Source organism: Alphaproteobacteria bacterium, from assembly GCA_018662925.1.
In the GTDB taxonomy this organism is placed as follows: Bacteria; Pseudomonadota; Alphaproteobacteria; order 16-39-46; family JABJFC01; genus JABJFC01.
Genome location: JABJFC010000011.1, coordinates 20,306 through 36,339, shown reverse-complemented (window position 1 = coordinate 36,339; position 16,034 = coordinate 20,306). Strand labels below are relative to the sequence as shown.

General features: G+C 42.4%; 18 protein-coding genes and 2 tRNA genes. 4 read left to right on the top strand and 16 right to left on the bottom strand.

Annotation, left to right across the window (positions count from 1 at the left end; genetic code table 11):
- Nucleotides 1–347 precede the first annotated feature (347 nt).
- Genes HOL16_00690 through HOL16_00680 form a run of 3 tightly spaced genes read left to right on the top strand, consistent with a single transcriptional unit; the run spans nucleotide 348 to nucleotide 3,057 of the window.
- Complete coding sequence (locus tag HOL16_00690; protein ID MBT5389214.1) at nucleotides 348–1,364, top strand: ABC transporter substrate-binding protein; 1,017 nt, start codon at nucleotides 348–350, stop codon at nucleotides 1,362–1,364.
- Nucleotides 1,361–2,266 carry an ABC transporter permease gene (locus HOL16_00685; GenBank protein MBT5389213.1) on the top strand — a complete coding sequence of 302 codons (906 nt, stop codon included), beginning with the start codon at nucleotides 1,361–1,363 and terminating at the stop codon, nucleotides 2,264–2,266. The genes HOL16_00690 and HOL16_00685 overlap by 4 nt, the downstream gene beginning before the upstream one ends.
- Entirely contained in the window at nucleotides 2,263–3,057 is a 795-nt protein-coding gene (locus HOL16_00680) for an ABC transporter ATP-binding protein (GenBank protein ID MBT5389212.1), read from the top strand. Before HOL16_00685 ends, HOL16_00680 begins: the two co-directional genes overlap by 4 nt.
- Nucleotides 3,058–3,088: 31 nt before the next feature.
- On the opposite strand, the gene HOL16_00675 is transcribed toward HOL16_00680, so the two are convergent.
- The 10 genes from HOL16_00675 to HOL16_00630 form a co-directional block, all read right to left on the bottom strand.
- Nucleotides 3,089–3,997 (bottom strand): LysR family transcriptional regulator, encoded by a 909-nt coding sequence (locus tag HOL16_00675; GenBank protein MBT5389211.1) that lies wholly within the window; start codon nucleotides 3,995–3,997, stop codon nucleotides 3,089–3,091.
- Nucleotides 3,998–4,184: 187 nt separating this feature from the next.
- Nucleotides 4,185–5,576, bottom strand: a complete 1,392-nt coding sequence (locus tag HOL16_00670; protein ID MBT5389210.1) for an NAD(P)(+) transhydrogenase (Re/Si-specific) subunit beta — start codon at nucleotides 5,574–5,576, stop codon at nucleotides 4,185–4,187.
- Nucleotides 5,577–5,586: 10 nt separating this feature from the next.
- On the bottom strand, nucleotides 5,587–6,021 hold the full coding sequence (locus HOL16_00665; protein MBT5389209.1) for an NAD(P) transhydrogenase subunit alpha: 435 nt from the start codon (nucleotides 6,019–6,021) through the stop codon (nucleotides 5,587–5,589).
- A gap of 19 nt (nucleotides 6,022–6,040) precedes the next feature.
- Entirely contained in the window at nucleotides 6,041–7,288 is a 1,248-nt protein-coding gene (locus HOL16_00660) for a Re/Si-specific NAD(P)(+) transhydrogenase subunit alpha (GenBank protein MBT5389208.1), read from the bottom strand.
- A gap of 292 nt (nucleotides 7,289–7,580) precedes the next feature.
- Nucleotides 7,581–7,657: transfer RNA gene (locus tag HOL16_00655), tRNA-Arg, on the bottom strand.
- A 37-nt stretch (nucleotides 7,658–7,694) separates the two neighbouring features.
- Complete coding sequence (locus HOL16_00650; GenBank protein ID MBT5389207.1) at nucleotides 7,695–7,976, bottom strand: ETC complex I subunit; 282 nt, start codon at nucleotides 7,974–7,976, stop codon at nucleotides 7,695–7,697.
- A 38-nt stretch (nucleotides 7,977–8,014) separates the two neighbouring features.
- Nucleotides 8,015–8,091, bottom strand: a tRNA-Pro gene (locus HOL16_00645).
- A 62-nt stretch (nucleotides 8,092–8,153) separates the two neighbouring features.
- On the bottom strand, nucleotides 8,154–8,783 hold the full coding sequence (locus HOL16_00640; protein ID MBT5389206.1) for a LysE family transporter: 630 nt from the start codon (nucleotides 8,781–8,783) through the stop codon (nucleotides 8,154–8,156).
- A gap of 17 nt (nucleotides 8,784–8,800) precedes the next feature.
- Nucleotides 8,801–9,124: a hypothetical protein gene (locus tag HOL16_00635; GenBank protein ID MBT5389205.1), complete on the bottom strand. Its 324-nt coding sequence runs from the start codon at nucleotides 9,122–9,124 to the stop codon at nucleotides 8,801–8,803.
- Between the two features lie 109 nt (nucleotides 9,125–9,233).
- On the bottom strand, nucleotides 9,234–10,289 hold the full coding sequence (locus HOL16_00630) for a cell filamentation protein Fic (protein MBT5389204.1): 1,056 nt from the start codon (nucleotides 10,287–10,289) through the stop codon (nucleotides 9,234–9,236).
- A 289-nt stretch (nucleotides 10,290–10,578) separates the two neighbouring features.
- Between HOL16_00630 and sixA the strand changes: the two genes are divergently transcribed.
- Complete coding sequence (sixA, locus tag HOL16_00625) at nucleotides 10,579–11,046, top strand: phosphohistidine phosphatase SixA (protein ID MBT5389203.1); 468 nt, start codon at nucleotides 10,579–10,581, stop codon at nucleotides 11,044–11,046.
- On the opposite strand, the gene HOL16_00620 is transcribed toward sixA, so the two are convergent.
- The 6 genes from HOL16_00620 to HOL16_00595 form a co-directional block, all read right to left on the bottom strand.
- The gene (locus HOL16_00620; protein MBT5389202.1) at nucleotides 11,033–11,647 is read right to left on the bottom strand and encodes a hypothetical protein; all 615 of its coding nucleotides are present in this window, start codon (nucleotides 11,645–11,647) and stop codon (nucleotides 11,033–11,035) included. The genes sixA and HOL16_00620 overlap by 14 nt on opposite strands.
- 9 nt (nucleotides 11,648–11,656) lie before the next feature.
- The gene (locus HOL16_00615; GenBank protein ID MBT5389201.1) at nucleotides 11,657–12,571 is read right to left on the bottom strand and encodes a hypothetical protein; all 915 of its coding nucleotides are present in this window, start codon (nucleotides 12,569–12,571) and stop codon (nucleotides 11,657–11,659) included.
- 108 nt (nucleotides 12,572–12,679) lie between these two features.
- Nucleotides 12,680–12,847 (bottom strand): DUF465 domain-containing protein, encoded by a 168-nt coding sequence (locus HOL16_00610; protein MBT5389200.1) that lies wholly within the window; start codon nucleotides 12,845–12,847, stop codon nucleotides 12,680–12,682.
- Between the two features lie 166 nt (nucleotides 12,848–13,013).
- Nucleotides 13,014–14,258: an O-antigen ligase family protein gene (locus tag HOL16_00605; GenBank protein ID MBT5389199.1), complete on the bottom strand. Its 1,245-nt coding sequence runs from the start codon at nucleotides 14,256–14,258 to the stop codon at nucleotides 13,014–13,016.
- A gap of 55 nt (nucleotides 14,259–14,313) precedes the next feature.
- Nucleotides 14,314–15,405 (bottom strand): polymer-forming cytoskeletal protein, encoded by a 1,092-nt coding sequence (locus tag HOL16_00600; protein MBT5389198.1) that lies wholly within the window; start codon nucleotides 15,403–15,405, stop codon nucleotides 14,314–14,316.
- Between the two features lie 39 nt (nucleotides 15,406–15,444).
- Nucleotides 15,445–16,002: a DUF1013 domain-containing protein gene (locus tag HOL16_00595; GenBank protein ID MBT5389197.1), complete on the bottom strand. Its 558-nt coding sequence runs from the start codon at nucleotides 16,000–16,002 to the stop codon at nucleotides 15,445–15,447.
- Nucleotides 16,003–16,034 lie beyond the last annotated feature (32 nt).

Sequence of the window (16,034 nt, the reverse complement as noted above, 5' to 3'; positions counted from 1 at the left end):
TTTAGAGTAACTTTTAGCGCTTTGGGTCAATTATTGCTGATTTAAAAATTTAACACCTAAAAAAACTCGCGCTCGATCGAAAAAACTGCGTCCCCTTGAACTTGAAGGAGAAATGTAACTTCCTATCGCGGATTTTGGGGTAACAACTGACTTGTATTTATGTTCCGTTTATGGGAGGTTGTGCTGATTACAACTGTATAGCTTAAGGGAAAGAAGTATGACCTGTACGAATGAATATATAGGGTCCTATTGGCTAGATTTTCGATTTAGAAGCTTTTGTGAGCTTTTTACCAAATTTTCGCCTTTTAATTACAGTTTAAAAATAGATAGATCCGATGAATACAGAAATGACCCGAACTTCAAACTTCACAAAAAACGAAAATAGAGTACTTAACTCCCTATTATTATTTCTTTTATGCTTTTTACTGAATCCAATTTTCGGCCTTAGTGCCTCTAAAAATATTGAGACAAAGTCGCTCGCAATCACTCAAATTGTTGCACACCCTTCTCTAGATGCTTTCCGAAAGGGGTTGATAGATGGCCTTGAAAAACTAGGTTATTCCGAAGGAAAAAACCTACATATTACCTTTGAAAATGCCCAGGGGAATATCAGCCTTGCGGCCCAAATTGCTCAAAAATTTGTCGGACTGGATCCCTCAGTAATCGTTGCAATCGGCACCCCTTCAGCACAAGCTGTGCTTTCAGCCAATCGGGATAGTAATATTCCTCTTGTTTTCGGTGCTGTTTCTGACCCCGTTGCCGCCAATCTTGTCAAAGATCCAAAAAAACCGGATGGATTTGTTACAGGGACTATGGACACTCCCTCTACAAAAGAACACCTGAAACTAATGAAAAAGCTTGTTCCACATCTGAAGCATCTTGCTGTCCTCTATAATCCTGGAGAGCCAAACTCGGTCAAACAAGTAGAAGAGCTTAAGACATTGAAGAAAGATATCACCATTGTCGAGATTCCTGTGTCAAAATCTTCTGATGCCCTAATGGCCACCCGTACTGCTGTGGCAAAAGGAGAGGCTATTTATGTTCCCCTTGATAATGTCGTTGTTTCAGTCATCGAAAGCGTTGTCAAAACAGCTAGAACAGACAAGATCCCTGTCTTCACTAGTGAATTCGAAAGTGTAAAACTAGGCGCCCTTGCAACAGTTGGAAGCAGCTATTTTGATCAAGGCGTGCAAACAGCCTCCATAGTAGCACAAATTCTGGAGGGAGCTTCGCCAAAATCTTTTCCAATTGAAGGACCGAAGAAACAGCAGGTATATCTCAATGCTTCTTCAGCGAAAAAACTGGAGATTTCATTTCCTCAAGACCTCCTGAAAAATGCAACAGTATTTGGAAAATTAAAATGAATTCGATGCAATTTCTTGGGGCCATTGAAATGGGCCTCATCTACGGGCTTGTTGCAGTTGGTGTATACCTTTCCTTTCGGGTTCTAGATTTCCCTGATTTAACAGTCGACGGCAGTTTTCCTTTGGGAGCCGCCATTTCAAGCATCCTGATTATCAATGGCTACTCACCTTGGTTAGCTCTACTAGCCGCCCTGTTGGGAGGAAGTCTCTCTGGTCTTTTCACCGCATGGTTAAATATCCGCTGGAAAATACTCCATCTTCTCGCAGGTATCATTACGATGACAGCCTTGTATTCAATTAATCTAAGGATTATGGGAGGCCCAAACCTTTCTATATTTGATCAAGATACTGTATTTCATCCACTTCAATCCCTACTGCAGCTGCCACACCTTTCTACAAACGTAATTTTTATGGGAGGGGCATTGTTGTTCATCCTCATGATTTTCTTCAGATTCCTCCTATCGGATATGGGGCTCGCTATGCGCGCTACAGGGCAAAATCTAGCCATGGCAAAAGCTCAAGGAATTGGCACCAACGGCATGACTCTTATGGGACTAGCCATCGCGAATGCCTTTGCAGCCCTAGCAGGAGCCCTCTTTGCTCAGTCTCAAGGATTTGCAGATGTTCAAATGGGTGTAGGAACGATTCTTGTTGGGCTCGCAGGCGTCCTTATTGGGGAAGCCATATTTCATACACGACTTCTTTTTGTAGCCCTCATAGGATGTATTCTGGGTTCCGTTATTTACCGCTTTGTCTATGCCTTGGCCCTCAATACAGATACTCTTGGCCTTCAAGCCTCCGATCTTAATTTAATCACAGCAGCATTGGTCACCCTGGCCATGATAAGTGCACACATGCGTAAATCCGTAAAAGCATACTTTGCTAAAAGGAGACACGCATGATTCAACTTAAGAATATTCGTGTTGCTTTTAATCAAGGGACCCCTTTGCAAGTTTCAGTGCTAAATAATATCTCTTTGAACATCCGAAAGGGCGAATTTGTAACCCTTATTGGTGGCAACGGTGCAGGAAAATCTACACTATTAAATACTTTAACTGGAGATGTTCGGCCCCAATCCGGTGTGGTGTCAATCGATGATAAAGTCATTACAAAATGGCCCGTTCATAAGCGAGCTCCATTTATTGCACGTGTCTTCCAAGATCCTATGAAAGGAACTTGTCCAGAACTTTCTGTGGAAGAAAATTTGGCACTTGCACTCTGTAGAGGTGAAAATCGAGGGATTGCCCTCGCCTTATCTCCACACACACGAGAGAAAATCGTTCATCATCTTAAAGATTTACATTTAGGACTAGAAAGACGACTTAAGGATCCTGTTGGACTCCTCTCAGGAGGACAACGCCAAACTTTGAGCCTCCTAATGGCTATCTTGAGGCCTATGAAAATTCTTGCACTCGATGAGCACACGGCAGCTCTTGATCCCAAAACAGCATCCTTTGTCATTGAGCTTACGAAAAAGATTGTAGAGGAGCGCCAGCTTACCACCCTCATGGTAACGCACAGCATGAGCCATGCTCTAAATGTGGGAACCCGCACTATTATGTTACACCATGGAAAAATCGTTTTGGACATATCAGGCGAAAAGCGGAAAAAGCTATCCGTCCCCGACCTCTTGAATTTATTCAAGAAAAATAGTGGGGATAAAATCGAAGAAAGTAGCTTGCTGCTAGATTAGTTACACAAAAGCACACTCCAATGAAACCAGCCTAAGCCACAGCGTCATCCTTGTTCCAAACACTGAGTACAGATTTCAAATAGTCTCTCAAAGCCATTGTACGACGGGACTTTTCTTGAGCTTTTGGATAGACAAAGTATAAGTCAATCTTAGGACTTTCTATATCAGGAAGTATTTGGATAAGAGGAGATTTATTGAGAAGTACGACTTCCTCTGGCACTGAAATAATACCAATTCCAAATTCACCTGCTAAAAAGGTGGCTCTCACACTATTGATATTTAGATATGAATTTCGTTCATGACCATGTTTCGCCCCTACTTTCAAATGCCAATTCACATCTGCATAAGGCTTATCGAACTTGTCACCAAAAGCAATAAGGCGATGATTATCAAGTTCCTCAGCGGATTTGGGAACACCAAATTTTTCTATATACTTCTTGCTTGCGTATAGCTTCAGATGGCACGTCGTCAAATAAACATGTTCCAATCCTGGACGCCCACTAAGAGAAGTTCTTATCTCTGCATCTACCTCACCAACGGTCAAATCACGATAGTGTTCACTTCCCAAAATCGTCAATTTTATCTCGGGATGAAGTTCAAGAAATCCGGGGATATAATACATAAGAAAAACAGCGGTCAAACCCGCTGTAGCAGAAAATTTTATCTCCCCTTTTACGCTACCAGCGGAGCACTTTAACTCTTCTTTGATGGATTCAACTTCCGACAATAGCTCTCGCACTCTTCCTAAAAGAAGCTCACCCTTTTCGGTCAAGATCATCCCTTTTGGTGTTCTACTTAATAATTGCTCACCTACTGATTGTTGCAGAGAAGTCATCTGCCTACTAATCGCAGCATGACTCAAACCGAGCCGTTTAGCTGCGCGATTTACACCACCAAGTGTCCCCACCAGATAAAAGGTTTTGAGCTTATCTAGATCCATGCGTGCAACCAAAACTCTTAAAAAACAATGATTAACTTCCAATACTACTATACTGGCCCCAGTATGGTAGCTCTTGAAAAAAAAGCAACTTAAATATTGTAACAGAAATTAAAAAATGTCCATGGCATGAAAAATTCGCTGTTTCTACAGATAAAATATTTTCAAGTTCTGGGGGCGAGCCCCTGAGTTACGCCATGTCTTTTACGATCTGCTCACACATACGCTTCGCATCACCAAAAAGCATCATCGTATTGTCTCGGAAAAAAAGTTCATTTTCAACACCAGCATATCCTGGTGCCAAAGAACGTTTCAAAAAGAGAATCGTTTTTGCCTTTTCCACGTCCAATATGGGCATTCCGTATATAGGGCTCGTAGGATCTGTTTTTGCAACCGGATTGGTTACGTCATTTGCCCCTATAACAAACGCAACATCAGCAGAGGAAAAATCCCTGTTAATATCATCTAATTCAAACACATCTTCGTAAGGTACATTCGCCTCTGCCAAAAGGACATTCATGTGGCCTGGCATACGTCCTGCCACTGGATGAATAGCAAAGCGCACACGTACCTTTTTTTCTTTCAAAAGATCAACGATCTCCCGCAAAGCGTGCTGAGCTTGGGCTACGGCCATTCCATATCCGGGAACAATGATAACTGATTGAGAGTTCTCTAAAATATATGCCGCATCTGCTGCACTTCCCTCTTTTACAGGGCGTTCGTCCTTGCCTGATGTGCTAACGGTTGCTCCTTCAGCACCAAACCCACCCAAGATAACATTGATGATAGAACGATTCATCCCCTTACACATGATATAACTAAGAATAGCCCCCGATGCACCAACCAGTGCGCCAGTCACAATAAGAAGAATATTATTGAGGGTGAATCCTATGCCACACGCTGCCCAACCTGAGTATGAGTTCAACATGGAGACAACAACGGGCATATCCGCCCCACCAATTGGGAGGATCAACAGAAATCCTATTAAGAATGCCAATCCTAAAAGAATCCAAAACGCTGTATAAGATTCTGAAGTTGCAAAGGCTATGCCGATGAGAATAATCAAAACACCCAGCACCAAATTCACGAAATGCTGCCCTGGATACACAAGAGGCTTGCCACTCACAAGTCCCTGCAGTTTTGCAAATGCAACAACAGATCCCGTAAAAGTAATCGCCCCGATAGCTGTCCCTAAAAACATCTCGATCAAATTGCTAAAATGAATGTGACCTGTGACACCAATGCCATATGAATTTGGGCTATAAAGAGCTGCTGCAGCCACACATACCGCTGCTAGACCCACAAGACTATGAAAAGCAGCAATCAGTTGTGGAAGCGCCGTCATCTTTATCTGACGAGCAATCAGAGCCCCTATAGTCCCTCCAATAAGGAGGCCCGAGATAATCAGTTCATAACTCAAAATACTGGGCATACATAGAGTTGTTATAATAGCGATAGTCATCCCAGCCACACCAAAAAGGTTTCCAAGCCTGGCAGATTCTGGAGACGCAAGTCCCCTTAATGCCATAATGAAACACACCGATGAAACTAGATAAGCAAGTGTAGAGATATTTTCTTCCATTGATCCTTCTTTATTTCTGCTTCTTGAACATGTGAAGCATTCGTTGTGTCACAATGAATCCTCCAAAAATATTGATAGAAGCAAGAATGACCGCCACAAATCCTGCAATCTTTGAAAAACTAACTTCCATTGGCCCCGCAGCAATAAGCGCCCCGACAATAATGACCGAGGAAATAGCATTGGTCACAGCCATCAGAGGCGAATGTAATGCTGGAGTCACCCGCCAAACGACATAGTATCCTACGAATAACGCCAGTACAAAAACAGTCAAACCAAAAACAAAGGGGTCAGGTCCCACATGGGTCACACCCTCATCTGGATAGAGAGCGACTTGTTGTGCTAAACCATGGACCATTTGTTCCATGGCATAAGCCTGATCAGCCATAGCCGCAAGCCCTTCCCGCAAATGAGAGGACACCTTTGCAATGACCTGAGGTTCAATCATAACGCACTCCCTCTTATTCTCATTTTTTTACCTTTGCTCTTTTCTTTGCAATCGATTTGGGAGCTGATTTGGAAGCTGATTTCTCAGTCGGCTTTTTACCAGAAGCCTTATGCCCGCCACTCGACCCCATAATTTCTTCTTTTAGTATGTTCCCGTTATGAGTGACAGCAGCACCTTTAATAATTTCATCTTCCCAATCAATGGCAAGCTCATTTTTTTTCTTATCTATCAGCAAATCCAAAAAGTTCAGGATATTTTTTCCATAAAACGAGCTGGAGTCTTCTGCTAATCTAGCAGGCAAATTAGGAAACCCTATGATCTTTACGCCGTGAGATTCTACAATTTCCCCTACCTTAGATAAAGTGCAATTACCGCCATTCTCCACAGCAAGATCGACGATAACGGCTCCCTCTGGCATATCTCGGACCATAGGTTCCGTTATAAGTGTAGGTGCCGGTTTTCCGGGAATTAAAGCCGTTGATATAGCGATATCGGTCTTTTTAAGCGTCTCGTGTATAAGCTGGGTCTGCCTTTTTTTATAATCGGCTCCCATTTCTTTTGCGTACCCCCCCGCCGTTTCTGCATCTTCCGCTTTAGCATCCACTTGGATAAAAGTAGCGCCAAGGCTTTCCACCTGCTCTTTAACAGCAGGACGCACATCAAATGCAGAAACCACCGCACCCAATCGACGCGCTGTGGCAATGGCCTGAAGACCAGCGACTCCAGCCCCCAGAACCAAAACCTTTGCCGGCAATAAGGTTCCTGCAGCCGTCATCATCATGGGAAGAGCCCGGCCAAAAACTGCTACAGCTTCTAAAACGGCACGATATCCTGCCAAGTTCGTCTGTGAAGAAAGCACGTCCATAGATTGGGCTCTGGTAATGCGTGGAATCAACTCCATGGCAAAGGAGGTGATTGATTTTTTCTGATAGTACGCAACATCTTCTGCTGCTGTGTAGGGAGACAACAAACTAACAAGCACACTTCCTTTTTCCAAAAGCGCGCGCTCATCCAACATATCTTTCCCCTTTCCCATAGGCCGTTGGACCTTGAGAACGATGGCGGCGTCTTTATAAACATCCTGAGTTTGTTTAGCGATCTTTGCACCCGAAGCTTGATAGGCCTCGTCCGTAAATGAAGCCGCAGAGCCTGCCCCGGATTCAACCATCACCGTAAAACCTCGCCCAACAAGCTTCTTCACGGTCTCCGGTGTTGCTGCAACCCGTGTTTCATATGGGGAACGTTCTTTTGGTATTGAAATTTTCATTTAAGGCTCCGAATTGTCAAAACTATACATCAGTTCAAGGCGTTTTGGAAGATGTGGCATTCGTTAAAATGTGGGGATTCTGTGAAATGTCTTTTCGGATAGAAAAGACAGACTCTTGTAGGGTCGAACCTATTAACAACCCCTTCAAGGCTAAAGTGTTACCTATGTCTTCGGTACGGACCCCGAATTAGCCCGTCTACGCTCTCCGAGCTACGCCGAGGCATCCGCTTCTCTAACGCGACGCCTCTCAAATCCTAACGGATTTATCACGTCGTAGCGAAGCGAAGACGGATGGTGCGTCCTGCAGGATTCGAACCTGCGACCCTCGGCTTAGAAGGCCGATGCTCTATCCAGCTGAGCTAAGGACGCACAACAACCCTGTTATAGGCGAAACTCCTCCGAGTTTCTAGCAAAAATTGTCACTATAGCTCTTTGGCTCAACCTTTCTTAGATTCGGTTGCTCAACAGTGTACGAAAAACCCTGGCTCTTCGCATACGCAATTGCTTCTTCAAGATTGTCAAATTTAAGTTTGATTTCCTGACGCATATCCTTGGAACCCGTCCATCCCATGAGCGGGTCCGTCCATTGTGCCGATTCAGGCTCAAACTCCAAACGCCATTGTCGCTCGTTGAACTTTCCAGATTGGGTTGCCGTTTTTGAGGGTTTATAGATTCGAACACGTCTCATTGAAAAGATTCTTTCTCATAAGCTTATGCGCGTAAATATGGTCGGGGTGAGAGGATTCGAACCTCCGACATCCTGCTCCCAAAGCAGGCGCGCTACCAGGCTGCGCTACACCCCGTCCTATTCTTTCCCTTAGGACTCATACACTACTGATTCGCACAGGGCAAGATCCAACTCTTCTTACAATCGCGCAAAAGCTATTTTTGCTCCCAACGCGATAAGAAATGCCCCTGCAATTTTTTCGACCCAGTGCTGCGCCTTAGAAACCTGCCTTTGGACTTTGCCATGGGAAAGAAAAAGAGCCATAAGGCTAAACCAAAGAACCCCAGAAACAACCATAAAAGATCCAAAAAATATCTGACGACTAATGGGGGTCGTTGGCTTTACAATCACCGTAAAAAAACTCACAAAAAACATAACGGCCTTAGGATTTAAAAGATTTGTCAAAAAACCTCTCTGAAACCCCCGCCAATGGGAAATGCTGTTGTCAGTTTCCAATATTTCCTGAGGTAAAAGATTGGCTCTCTTAGAAAAAAGGCTTTTGACACCTAAGTAAATCAAATAGGCAGCTCCAACAAATTTCAATATATTAAACAGCAGAATAGACTGGGAAATAAAAATACCCACTCCCAAAATACAATAACTGACATGAAACAACATGCCGGCTCCGAGCCCAAGGACCGTCATCACACCAACCCGACGGGAATAGCATAGGCTATTTTGAGCCACAATTACGAAATCTGGCCCCGGACTAATGGTCGCCAGGACAATGAAAAGGAGGATGGGAAAAATTTCAAATATTTCGAACATTGCTACCCCTATAAATCTTACACTTCAAGTCCGAGGGCCTGTGCATGGATACGATGAGCTTCGCTCTCGATGAGTAAAACATGCTCTATATCCTTGCGACGCCCTTTATTCTCAGCAAGCGCTTTTCCCAATTCTCTCAAAGCATTTACAAGCACCAAATATTTTTGTGCCACATCAATCCGGGCACTTCCCGGCAACCCCAATAAGGCCTTGCTCACTTTTTTCAACTTTTTCTCAAAAGGTGAAAACGCAACTATTTCACGATTTCTAACTCGATTTTGAAACTCTTTTATTAAAATCAAACAGTCGGAAAGTTCTTGTTCTATTTCTTTTGGGGCCATCTTTATGCTCATAATTTTAAATGTAAAACATTGGTATCATAAAATTGAAACCATTTCAAAAATTTATGAAAGTTGGATGCTGTATTATAAACAAAAAGGTAATTTAGGGCTATTGAAGATCTTTCGTTTTCTGTATCCATACAGCCCCTGCCCCGCGCCCCTGCTGACTCAAAACACCTTCTTTTTTCAGGCTAGATAGCACTTGTTTTACAAGAGAATCGCTTGCAAAGGGACATTCTTTAACGACAGATGCTCGCTTGAAAGGTTGTTTTTTTCTCAATATCGCTTCCTTTATAAGTTCGCTCTTTTTCCCTTTTTTCTTGGGGAATTTTCGAGCACGTTCTTCGAGCTCCTTATAAGCACTAATCATCATTCCCCAAAAATAGTTAAGCCATGGAAAAGGATTGTGTTCAGAGTCATGCCAACCGACAGAGCTTTCTTCTAGTGCCCTATAATATGACTCCTTAGATTCCTCAATGACTCGCTCCAGACTAATATAGCGCCCTACGTTAAAACCAAAATGGTATAGTAATAAAAGCGTAAGCAACCTTCCTGTACGACCATTTCCATCCATAAATGGATGAATGCATAAAAAGTCTAAGATGGTTAAAGGAATCACTATCAACGGATCGTATTCCCGCTTTGCTTTATGGTATTGCCGTGTTAAGTCGTCCATCATGACAGGTGTTTTAACTGCAGAAACTGCCTTGAATCTAACTTTAACCACCTCTCCTTCTGCATCACGCTCAACGATTTCATTATCTGTCATCTTCCATTTACCGCCGTCCGAAGGTAAATAACGATTCAAGAGTGAATGCAGCTGCAAGAGAATATTCGCTGAAAGCTCCATGTACTTACCACTTTCATGAATCAAATCCAAAGCATCCTTGTACCCGGCAATCTCCTGCTCCGAGCGATTCTGGGGCGTTGCATTTTTATAGACAATATCTTTAATACGATCTCTTGGAGCTTCCACACCCTCGATACGATTTGAGGATTCATTTGACTCAATAACAGCAATACTCTGGAGACTTTTCAACAGTTCAGGCGCTTGATACATATAAAGCTTTTCCTGCCCTTGGTACTGTCCCAATTGATGCATATATTGAATATCTTGTTGATTAAACCTCAGAATACTTAGATATTTAGGTGTAAGTGATGTCATTTTTCAAACTTCTCCAACATCTATCTTATCCATTAATGGACAATTAAAACATCAAATTACCCTATTAATAGGGCAATACGCAAGTTAAATTGTCCGTTAATGGGGCAATTATTCGTATAATATAAAAAATGGGACACAATCCAACTTAACTTAGGGCTCCTTGAGATAACCAAGAATAAGCTCTTTTTTCCCATACCTTCCAAGCAAAAATCGATCCACAAATACAATTGCCTCAAAAAACTTCACCTCCCCTTAAAAATATGTTCTCCTGATTAAGAGTCATAAAAAAATGGGAGACAATAGTATGTTGCTGTATCTTGTGCGCCATGGTGAGGCCGATACCAATCCCCAGTCGGGAGAACGGGAGTTAACAAAAACAGGGGCTACAGAAGTTCAAAAAATGGCCCAGTGGTTCGCCAAGCAAAATCCTCCATTGGAAAAGATTTACCACTCAGACAAATTCCGAGCAAAGCAGACTGCGGAAATTCTTGGAAACTCACTACCATCTGCTAGCTTGACAGAAAGGAAGGGACTCACCCCAAACGATGATCCCGAGCAAACAATAGATTGGGTCAATGGAGAGAAGGAAAATATCATGATCGTTAGCCACATGCCTTTTCTGCCAATTCTAACCGCACAGTTGCTCTTTGGAGCCAGAGCATCTCCTTGTTTTGAATACAAAGCCTCAGCAATTATTTGTTTGAAAAAAAACCACCCCTGGCATTTAAAATGGGCCTTTAACCCTAGTTTGCTTTAAACCAATTCTGTCTTTCTCCCAAAAAATGTGAGAGGTTTTTCTTAATGGTTTCTTCCATTTTCTCAGCAAACACATTCAACATGTCCTCTTCCAAAGCCTCTAATATTTTTTGCTGATAGGCAACCTCGACGCCAAGCGGAATTCCTCTCGATCGGGTTACCCTCGTATGAGCAAAACTTTGTCTTATCCCTTTGCTGTTATATATTTCAAAAGTAACATCAAGTGTTGCGTGATAGGTTTCTCCTGTTGAGGTAACAAACCACTTCATCTTACTCTGGTCAGGTGTCTTCTCAACGAGAATAGAAGCCTCGTCTATAACAATGTGTGCTTCTCCAGCACGGCCAACAGGCTTCAAGTGACCCTTCGCCCATTGAATTATCATTTTGACAAGATTGTTGGGGAGTGGTTCTTCAGAAGACTTTCTTCCTCGTGTTGACTGTTCTTTCAATACAACTTGAATTTTCCCAATATTTAACAGAAGAGGAGGATTGTCTTTATATCTTAAGCCCATAAGCTTCGGCGGTGTCATCTCCTGACACCCTTGTAAAATACCCCCAACAAGTGTGAAAAGAATGAGTCCCAGTAATTTGTTCTTAAACATTAATTGCCCTTATGATTTGGATTCTTGATCGTTAGAGACAACTTCTAAACGAAACTCTTCCTCAGAAAGCTCATATCTCTTATCGCAAAACTTACACGTTACAACAATGTGCTTTCCTTCTTTCATCCCCTGAAGATCCTCTTTTGGAAATGAACGCAACACAGAAACAACGCCTGGCCGATTGCAACGACAATGAGCCTTGATCTTTAATTTATCAAGCATCTCAATCTTTTCATCGGGAAAAAATTCCCTTAAATACTCTTGTGGCTTCGGATCAAAATTTAAGAGAGATTCATCTGAAATCGCTCCAACGCGCGCTGTAGCCTGATCCCAGCCGTTCTCACTTTCATCCAAAAATTCTGTGATTTCGTCATTGGAAAGTTTCTGCAAAAAAAGACAACCAGAGCGCCACTTAGAATGATGACCTGTCATTGCTTTTAACGCCACATCAAACTGATGGGTCTGTTCAAAATAATGAAGGAGGGTCTCAACTAAAGTTGCCCCATGAAGCATAACAATTTCCTGATATTGCTCTTTGGATCCTTTTTGATCCACTGTAAAAACCAAATGCCCCTTTCGAAAGAGAGAGAAGACATCCATAGGTTCCCCATCCTTCTGCAAAGCACTTATTTTTTCACTATCAAACTGTGCATATCCCCTTAAGGAACCATCTGTGAAAAAGTCCACAGCCATCAAAGAGACAGGGCCACCTATTCCTTTTATGTGTGCCGAGATCTTCCCATCAGATTTCACGCCACAGCCCAAGGCAACTGTCAGAATAATAAAATCTGCCAAGAGGAAACTTATGGGTTCAGGATATTGGTGCTGAGTTAAGATACGATCAAGAGCCCCCTCAAGGCGAATTAATCTACCCTGTATGTCAATCCCACCAGTACTTACTAAAAATGGTTGAATAAAATCCATTGGTCACTCTTTATAGCTTCACTCTGGGGAATGTGCCTGTTTTCAAAAAAAAGATCAAGAAAAAAGCCGCAGAAAACTGCGGCCACTATTGAAAGTATCTTTCCTTACTTAATGACAAGCCAATCGAATAATCTCATCTTTAATAAGCAGTCTTTTACGTTTTAATTCGTGGAGTTTCGCCTCATCCGGATATGGCCTGCAATTTTCAAACTTGATATTTCTATCAACTCCTTCACGGCGCTCTTTCAACGCTTCTATATGAGTACTCATAGTCATGGGAGACCTCCTTGTTTAAAAAATTGAACAAAATCGACAAATCTAAGAGTCGAGGGACCTTTATATAATGTATATTATATCATGCTTCCCACGTAAATTACTACTGTGCTATTTTTTTTAAAATGATTATATATCAGTAGATTAAATCGTTTTTAGAGTAACTTATTCATGTATTTGGGAATTTTTTTAAGTCCCTCAAAACAATGATTTTCCAAACAATTGCAAGCAAGAAAAAACTTGAAACCCACCATTTTTGCCATATTCCGAAGCTTGTAGATGCCACAAGTGTACACATAAAAATGCATGCCATGATCGCAGCCTGTTTATCTCTGTCTATTTTAGCATCATAAATTTTTGCAATAATCGACCAAAAGACCCACAAAAACAATAAGATACCTACTACTCCTACCTCTAGCCACAAGTGTAAAAAGATACTGTGAGGATGTAATGGAAGCAAACCGCGATCTATTCCTTCAATAACCTTACCCCCCTCTATGTAGTAATAGGGAAATGTTCCGTCAGCCCCCGGCATCCATCGAGAAGCATCAAGCCCCCATCCTAGAAAAGGCTTAGCCCAAATCTGTTCTGATACGAAATGCCATATGTTTAATCGATGCTGCCAGCTGGAGGGAATGCGAGCAAGCAGATCGGGATCCACTCTATGAAGATCAAAATATAGGAAAATCAAGGGAAGCAAAAGAGCCAAAATCGTCACAAATCCGCCAAAAAACAATACACCTCTCGGAAATTTTTTAAAAAAGAAGTAAGCAAGAATACTCCCCGTTAAAGCAGTAAAAGAAGCCCTTACAGGCATGTACCACAAAACACCCAGGCTAACTAATCCAATGAGTAGAGGCAAAATCATCCCTTTTTGCCGCAAAGACGCCACCTTTTCTTCGCCCAAAATGCCATACAGCATGGGCAAAAAGAAAAGCGCAAAAAGAATACTAGGACGGCCGAAGGATCTTTCGTCCTTTCCCAGCATTTCCATAATCATATTTTTAGACAAGTTCTCAAAGCAAAGCAGTGCAAGAAACCCTAGTATCCCTATCCAAAAAATACGTGAAAGCAGACCAAATTTTCCCACCGGCAAATTCTTAAGTCCCAAATAAGCAAGAATTCCCATGAAACAAACCGCCGAGAATCTCACAGCCGTACTAAGGGCTGGCAAAGGGTCCAACGTCCAAATACAAGTGACAAACATCCAAATTAAGAAGCAAAAAAGGGCAATTATGAAAGAAGGAACACACTGCAAACGAATATCCTTGATTATCTTTGTAGGAAACGCGCACGCGAAAAAACCTAAGCCTAAGAGAATGACGGTACCATTTCCACCGCCAAAGGCTACAAAGGGCAGTGCAGCTAGTAAAATAATAAATAACCAAGTTCGCATATTATGGGCTGTTTTCATAATAGATAGCCTTACTCTGGCACTACAAGAACTTCAGGAAAGGTTTTTCAGCGAGCTATAAGGGGTGCCTCTGAAAAAGCGTTGTAAAAACACTCCCAAACCCAATGAGAAAGAGGGAGGCAAGAAAAAGCCAACCCAAAATGGGAATGACACTTATGAAGCCAACAACTGGAATGGCTAATGCGAAAGCAGTTATGCGGAGCTTGCCACTTTTCGTTTCTTTAAAGGATGTTAATCGAAGTCCAAGATTACCCACTAACCAAATACCAATGATTTTTCCAACGGCAAATATTAACATCACAAGAAATCCCAGCACGAAAGCAAGGGGAATCCCTATAATTGTAAGAATTAAAATCAGGAAAGCTATGGGAGTCGCCAAAAGTGCAAATACACCCAAGCCAAAACACCGCCCTGTCTGAAGGCGTGCCATCTCAACAGCCTGCCAAGTAAATCTAGGAGCAATCATGTATAGCAAGAAACCAATCAAAAAAGTGCTAAACCAAATGAAGAAACCACTAATCCCAGCAAGGCCAAATGCACCCAAAACCCCGTAGAAACTCTGCCACACGCTCGCCATTTTCCTGATGACTGAAGAGGCACATGCACACTGAAAAGTTTCGAATGTTTTCTCAAAAAACTCTTTTGATTCCTCCGTCAACTCGTCAATAAAATCTTCTCTCACAGCACCAGAGGAGATAAATACTTCTCCATCAATATCAGCATCTGGCGAAACAAAATACTTCTTCAGTTTTCCAGTGGTATTCACGTTACCCTCTATCTGTGCCCCACTTTTAATGATCAAGGTATCAACGTCTGCATGAATATCCCCTGCGACCAAACCCGAGATAACCAACCTGGATCCAGCAACATTAAGGCCACGCATAAGTCTTCCACTGATATTGATGTTATCACCATCAATATTTGCATGCCCCTCAATGACAGCATTCTTACCAATTTTAATGCTTCCCCCCGTGAGAGACACATCTAATGGCAATAACTCCCCAACCGTCACATTGGGACCACTAATGACGTACTTATCAAGTGGATCCCTGTTCTCTGATGATGCCATTAGGTCCATTGAGTTTGAAAAGACAAGCAACATCATCGCTCCAACAATACTTTTCAGCAGGAAACGGAAATTCAGCATTTATTCATCCTTATATGGAAAAGAAAGAGAAGCGTCTATTTAAGACTTTTTGCCTTCTTTAGTACCCTCAGCTTTTTTATTACCCTCAGCTTTTTCCATGACTTTGTCCAAATCTTCCTGGGAACAAAAGCCAAGTACAACCGGATTTTGAGGTTTCAGATTTTGCATATTCCAATGGGTCCGCGTACGAATCGCATTAATGGTTGGCTTGGTTGTCCCAATAAGCCGAACAACCTGGGGATCCGTTAAATTTGGACAATGCTTTAAAATCCAAGCGATGGCATCTGGGCGATCTTGTCGACGTGCACGAGGTGTATAGCGCTCTTTTTTCAGCGAGGCAATCTTGTGCCCATAGGACGTTTCAACCAATGTTAAACGCGTCGTGCTATCTTTGCTACAACGCTCTAACTCTTCCCTGGTAAGTTGGCCAGCCTGAATGGGATCAACACCAACCATACTTTGAGCCACTTCTCCATCAGCTATGGCCTGGACCTCAAGCTCATGTAGACCGCAAAATTCGGCAATTTGCACGAATGAAAGCGTTGTATTGTCAACTAACCATATTGCGGTTGCCCTTGGCATGAGTGGATGGGCCATCGATACTCCTTATTAAAATCTGAAAAAATTCA